General features: G+C 31.9%; 3 protein-coding genes, 1 tRNA gene and 2 pseudogenes. 2 read left to right on the forward strand and 4 right to left on the reverse strand.

Going from position 1 to position 6,647, the window contains the following annotated elements; genetic code table 11:
- Both gatD and gatE read left to right on the forward strand, forming a co-directional pair.
- Positions 1 to 1,091: Glu-tRNA(Gln) amidotransferase subunit GatD (gene gatD / locus BG20_RS09040; RefSeq protein ID WP_010194221.1), on the forward strand; the 1,091-nt coding region annotated here is incomplete at its 5' end.
- 16 nt (positions 1,092 to 1,107) lie between these two features.
- Positions 1,108 to 3,017, forward strand: a pseudogene (gene gatE, locus BG20_RS09045) (Glu-tRNA(Gln) amidotransferase subunit GatE).
- A 4-nt stretch (positions 3,018 to 3,021) separates the two neighbouring features.
- Here gatE and BG20_RS09050 read toward each other — a convergent pair.
- The 4 genes and pseudogenes from BG20_RS09050 to dnaK form a co-directional block, all read right to left on the reverse strand.
- Positions 3,022 to 3,106, reverse strand: a tRNA-Leu gene (locus tag BG20_RS09050).
- Positions 3,107 to 3,356: 250 nt separating this feature from the next.
- The gene (locus BG20_RS09055; RefSeq protein WP_010194224.1) at positions 3,357 to 3,893 is read right to left on the reverse strand and encodes a 5' nucleotidase, NT5C type; all 537 of its coding nucleotides are present in this window, start codon (positions 3,891 to 3,893) and stop codon (positions 3,357 to 3,359) included.
- Positions 3,894 to 3,904: 11 nt separating this feature from the next.
- Entirely contained in the window at positions 3,905 to 4,984 is a 1,080-nt protein-coding gene (gene dnaJ / locus BG20_RS09060; RefSeq protein ID WP_010194225.1) for a molecular chaperone DnaJ, read from the reverse strand.
- Positions 4,985 to 5,028: 44 nt separating this feature from the next.
- Positions 5,029 to 6,647 (reverse strand): annotated as a pseudogene (gene dnaK / locus BG20_RS09065) (molecular chaperone DnaK).

Here is a 6,647-nt window from a genome sequence, read left to right on the forward strand (position 1 = left end):
TTAAAAAAATAGAAAAAATACAAAGTCCTGAAAAAAAAATTGAAATAAAAGAAAGTTTGGAAAAAAATCCAGACTTACCAAAAATTCTCTTATTATCAACGGGTGGAACAATTGCAAGTAAGGTAGATTACAGAACTGGTGCAGTGACTCCAGTTTTAACTGCTGAGGAACTCAATTCATCAGTTCCTGAACTTGCTAAAATTGCCAATGTTGACGCAATTGTATTATTTTCAGAGTATTCAGAAAACATAATGCCGCAACATTGGTTAAAAATTGCTGAGAAATTAAAAAATTATTCAACTTCTGATTATTCTGGAATTATTATTGCACATGGGACAGATACAATGCATTACACATCATCATTTCTATCATTTGCACTAGCAGGATTTCCCATTCCCATCGCACTTGTGGGTTCACAGAGATCCTCTGATCGTGCATCTTCAGATGCAGCACTGAATTTGATTGGAGCTATAAAATTTCTTGTTGCTTGTAAAACAAATGGTGTGTATATTGTAATGCATCAGGATGAAAATGATGAAACAATTGCGTGTCATTTAGGAACAAGAGTAAGAAAAAACCATACTAGTAAAAGAGGGGCATTTCAGACAATTGGAGATAATCCAGCATTTATTGTTTTAAATGATCAAGTTATTAGAAATTCAAAAGATGATTTTTTCAAAATTAAAGAATTTCAGCCAAAAATAAATCTAAATACTAAAGTTGCTCTAATAAAATATCATCCAGGATATGAACCGGATCTTTTGGAAAAAATCATTGAGATGGATTATAATGGAATAATTTTTGAAGGTACTGGTTTAGGACATATTGGAAAAACAATGTATGAGAATGTAAAGAGAGCCCATGAGAAAGGAATTTTCTTAGGCATGACATCACAGTGTATTGACGGCAGAGTGAGCATGACAGTATATGAAAGTGGTCGAGATTTACTTAATTTAGGAATAATTCCATTAGAGAACATGATTCCAGAAGTAGCACTTGTCAAAGCTATGTGGGCTTTAGGTAATTCAAAAGTACTTGAAGACGTCAAGCAAATAATGCTTCAAAACATTGCTTCTGAAATATCATATTAAAAAATGAGTGGTATGGATGTCTGAATTTATCATTGAAAATGTTGGATTAAAGGTAGGTCTTGAAATACATCAGCAGTTATCAACAAATAAAAAATTATTCTGTAGTTGCACACCATTTGAATCAGATGAATACTCTATAAAATTTCAAAGAAAATTAAGAGCTGTTAAAAGTGAATTAGGGGAATATGATCCAGCAGCACTATTTGAGAGCTCAAAATCTAAAACTATATTGTATTATGCTAACTTGGAAAGTAGTTGTTTAGTAGAGCAGGATGAAGAGCCTCCCCACGAGTTAGACAGTAATGCAAAAAATCTTGTATTAATAATCTCATCAGCACTTAAATCAAATATTTTTAGCGAAATTTATCCAATGAGAAAAACAGTGATTGACGGTTCAAATACGACAGGTTTTCAGAGAACTATGCTAATTTCTCAAGGAGGACATATTGATGTAAATGGTGAAAAAATTGGTGTTCAATCGATTTGTTTAGAAGAAGATGCTGCAAGATTGCTTGGAGATAAGGGAAACATACGAGAATACAGTTTAGACAGACTTGGAATTCCATTAATTGAAATTGCATTAGAACCAGTTGAAGGGGATTCAAAAAAAGTAAAAAAATTGCTTTGGCTCTTGGAAGACTATTACGAAGTACAAAAAAGGTCACTCGCGGGATTGGCTCGATAAGACAAGACGTCAATGTTTCAGTTAGAGATGGCGGAGGAGTAGTAGAAGTCAAAGGAGTACAACAATTAGATCAATTAGAGAAAGTAGTAGAATTTGAGGCAAAGAGACAACATGGTCTTGTAAAAATTGCTGAGAAATTACAAAAATCTAATTTTAGTGAAATTTCAAGAAACACGGATGTTTTTGATATAACAAATGACTTTAAGATTTGTCAATCAAAAATTATACAAAAAGCGTTAAAAGATAAATCAATAATCAAAGCAATAAGAATTAGAAATTTTGCAGGCATGTTTGGTTATTCACCATATGAAGGAATAAGATTAGGAAAAGAGATTGGACAGCTCGTAAAATTTTATGGTATTGGAGGAGTTTTTCATTCAGATGAATTACCTAATTATGGCATAGAAGATAACGATGTATCAATTGTTAAAAAAATATTGGAATTAAATGAGAATGATGCATTTTTAATAATTGCAGCACCTTTAGAAAAAATTGATTTTGCCATAGAATCCATAATTAAGAGAATTAGTCAGGCAAAAAATGGAGTTCCTCCGGAAACAAGATTAGCCATTCAAACAGGTGAAACTGTATTTCTTAGACCTAGACCAGGTGCATCAAGAATGTATCCTGAAACAGATATTCCTCCAATTATTGTAACGAAAAAGGAATTAGAGATTGCAAAAAATAACATACCAAAGTCATGGGATGAGTCATTAAATGAATTGCAAAAAAAATATAATTTGAATTTACAATTAGCTGAACAAATTTTTGATTCACAATATTTAGAAATTTTTGAAAAAATTTGTGAAAAAACTTTAACAGCACCAATTTTTGTAGCATCTATTCTTTGTTCTACTGTTACTAATTTAGAAAGAAATGGATTGAATTCTAATTTATTAAAAAATGAAGAAATTACAAAAACATTCAGATTTTTAGAAGAAGGAAGAATTACCAAAGAGTCAATTGAAATTATCTTTGAAAATATCATGTCTGGAAAATCAAAAACGATTGAAGATGCTATAAAAAATACGTCTATTCAAACACTAAGTAAAGAAGAGTGTGAAAAAATCATAGACGATATTACGAAAAATAATAAAGAGATCATTCAAAATCAAAAAGAACGTGCTGTCAGTCCATTGATGGGAATTGCAATGAAAGAACTAAGAGGAAAAGTATCAGGCGAAATGGTAAACAGTATTCTCTTAGAAAAAATTAGGAAATTTCTAGATAATAATTCATGATTAATGCGGGAAGTGGGATTTGAACCCACGAACTCCTAGAAGATAAGGATCTGAACCTTACGCCTTTGACCAGGCTGGGCGACTCCCGCGATCTAATTTTTAAAATCTAGAATAAGTTTCTTTATTATACTGTTTTACTTAAAATACAATTAATAACTAATTGTGTAGAAAATGGAATTCAGAGAAATTTATTGTAGTAACTGTAAAAAGGTATTAGGAAATTATAATACGAAATTTTACAATGATGATAAAATTGGCGAAATAATTAACACATATCATGTTTCTCATATAAGAAGTGGTCATCAAGTTACAGTAAGAAAATTGATTAAAAAACTATAATTAAAATTTTAATTTTTCAATGGCTTCAGACATAGTAGAGATTCTTTGAATGTTTGGATCTGAAATGTGTTGATTCCATGGTTGTGAGTAAAGAAGTACCTTTTTTTTATGTTGTAAAAATTTCATTGCATTCAATGGGGAATCATCTATAAAAACATCATAATCTAAATTTGCTTTCATTGTACCATCAATTACTGAAACATAATTTTGATAAGATATATCATGTAGTTTAAGCCAACTTTTTACAAAAGAATCAGTTGAAAGTTCTCTAGCTGTTACAATATCAACTTGTCCAAGATTTGAAAGATTTTGTGTAGCAATAGATAAATCATTTTCTGTAGGAGGAATAGAATTCCAATCTTTCCAACAGAAAGTTAATTCTTTATAAAAGTCAAATCTATTAATTTTAAATTTTTTCCAAAAATCCCAATTAGTGATATCATCTTTGGATATATTTGATCTGATTTTATTATTGTAAATTAGCCATGATTCAATTACATCAGCTAGCACACCATCAACATCTAGAGCAATTTTCAAAGTATTACCTATTACTCATTAGACTTTTCAAATTCTTCTAAAAGATTTTTTTGATGTTTATTGAGTTTTTTTGGAATATTAACAACAATTCTAACAAATTGATCTCCTCTATTTTTAGAATTCATTCGTGGTACGCCTTTGCCTTTTAATTTAATTATTGTGTTAGGCTGACTTCCTGATTCAACCTTTATTTTTTCAGTTCCATCTAGTGTGGGAACCATAATTTCACGACCTAAAGCTGCATCAATCATAGATATGTCTTGATCATAAAAAATATCCATTCCATCCCTCTTGAATTTAGGGTGAGGTTGAACTCTAATTCTAACAATTAGATCACCATTAATTCCTCCTGGCATTTCATTTCCTTCTTCTGGGACTGTATAATCACCCGTTTCTACACCATTTGGAATGTCAAACGATATTTTTTTGGTTCCTTTTTTCTTGCCATTTCCTTTACACTCACTACATGGTGTTTGTATGATTGAACCTTCTCCCCTACATACTGAACATGGCTCTACTGTAACAAAAGAAGCAAATCCCATGCTTCTACTTTTACGAACTTGACCTTGACCATTACATGTTGAACATGTATTCTTGTTTGTACCAGGTTTACATCCAGAACCATGGCATATTTCACACAGAATTTCTTTTTGTAGATTGATTTCCATTTTTTTACCATGAAGAACGTCTTCAAGAGTTACTAAAGTTTCATAAAGAATATCAGAGCCTCTTTGTTGCCTATAATTAGATCCGCCTGTTCTACCAAAAATAGATTCAAAAATAGAATCAAATCCACCACTTCTTCCAAATAAATCACTAAAGTCACCTCGCGCACCTTGAAAAATATCTTCATTACTATATCGTCCATCTACACCAGCATGACCGTGTTGATCGTAGATTTTTCTTTTTTCAGTATCTGAAAGAACAGCATATGCCTCAGAAATTTCTTTGAAGTGTTCTCCTGCTTCAGCAGATTTATTTCGATCAGGGTGAAATTTTAATGCTAATTTTCTATATTGAGCTTTTATTTCATCAGAGCTAGATGCTTTAGAAACTCCTAAAACTTCATAATAATCTCGTTTTGCAGCCATAAATTATCCTTTAATTGTAATTGGTGTATAAATTGTATAATGGGTTAATTTTTGGTTTCATCTGCAGTAGATGATTCAGAGTTTTGTTGTGAATTACTGTCATTCTGAGACCCGCTTTGACCAGTATTTTGTTGGTCTGAATTAGATTGAGAAGCAGCATTTTTGTAAAGTTCTGTAGTAATTTCATTAACAAGTGATTTTAAGGTATCAAGTTTTGGTTTAAGAATATCAATTTCTTTATCAAGAGATTCTTTTACTTCTTTAACAGCATCAGTAACCTTAATTCCCTGCTCTTGGGAGATTTTGTCTTTAAGTTCATGGTTGACAAGTTTTTCAACAGTGTAAATAAAACTTTCAGCCTCATTTCTTAGATCAATTTTTTCTTTTTCTTTTTATCCTCATCAGAGAATTTTTCAGCGTCTTGTTTTAATTTCTCAATTTCTTCTTTTGATAATTTTGAGTTAGATGTAATGGTAATTTTTGCTTCTTTTTTTGTACCAAGATCTTTTGCAGCGACATTAATTATTCCATTTGCGTCAATGTCAAATTTTACCTCAATTTGTGGAATCCCTCTTGGAGCAGGGGGCAAGTCTGTAAGATTAAAACTTCCCAATGAAACATTATCAGATGCCATAGGTCTTTCTCCTTGTACCACATGAATTGTAACTGCTGTTTGATTATCTGCTGCAGTGGTGAAAACTTTACTTTTTGATGTAGGTATTGTTGTATTTCTTTCAATCAATGGTTCTCGTACTCCACCTAAAGTCTCAATCCCTAATGTTAATGGAGTCACATCAAGCAATACAATATCACTAGTTACATCACCAGCTATAATTCCTGCTTGAATTGCAGCGCCCATAGCGACTGCTTCCATTGGGTCTATTCCAGATTCAGGTTCTTTGCCAAGCACTTCACCAACAAATTTTTTCACCAGTGGAATTCTGGTTGGTCCACCAACCATTACAATTTTACTAACATCTGATTTTGAAATCTTTGCATCTTCGAGTGCTTTTTCTATAGAAGGTTTACATCTTTCAATAATAGGTCGAATTAATTCATCAAGTTTTGCTCTTGTTAATCTTAGTTCAAGATTCTTTGCACCTGACGAAGGATCATGAGATATGAAAGGCAAATTAATGTCAGTTTCCATTATTGTGGAAAGTTCAATCTTTGCTTTTTCTGCAGCCTCTCTGATTCTGGCCATTGCAGTACTGTCTTTAGATAGATCAATTCCCTCTTTTTTCTTGAATTCATCTAGAATGTAATTAATTACAACTTTATCCATATCTGTTCCACCTAACTGAGTATCACCAGAAGTACTCATTACTTCAAAGACACCGCCACCCATTTCCATTATTGTGACATCAAGTGTTCCACCACCAAAATCAAACACAAGAATTTTCATGTCTTGTTTTGTTTTATCTAATCCAAATGCTAAGGAAGCAGCTGTTGGTTCGTTTATTATTCTTACAACATCAAGACCTGCGATAGTACCTGCATCTTTAGTTGCTTGACGTTGATTATCATCAAAATATGCTGGCACTGTGATTACAGCCTTATCAACCGGTTCGCCTATGAAAGCCTCTGCGTCTTTTTTTATTTTTTGGAGTATAAATGCTGAAATTTGTTGAGGTTTGTAGTTTTTGTCTTGTATTTTGAAAAT

It is taken from the genome of Candidatus Nitrosarchaeum limnium BG20 (assembly GCF_000241145.1).
In the GTDB taxonomy this organism is placed as follows: Archaea; Thermoproteota; Nitrososphaeria; order Nitrososphaerales; family Nitrosopumilaceae; genus Nitrosarchaeum; species Nitrosarchaeum limnae.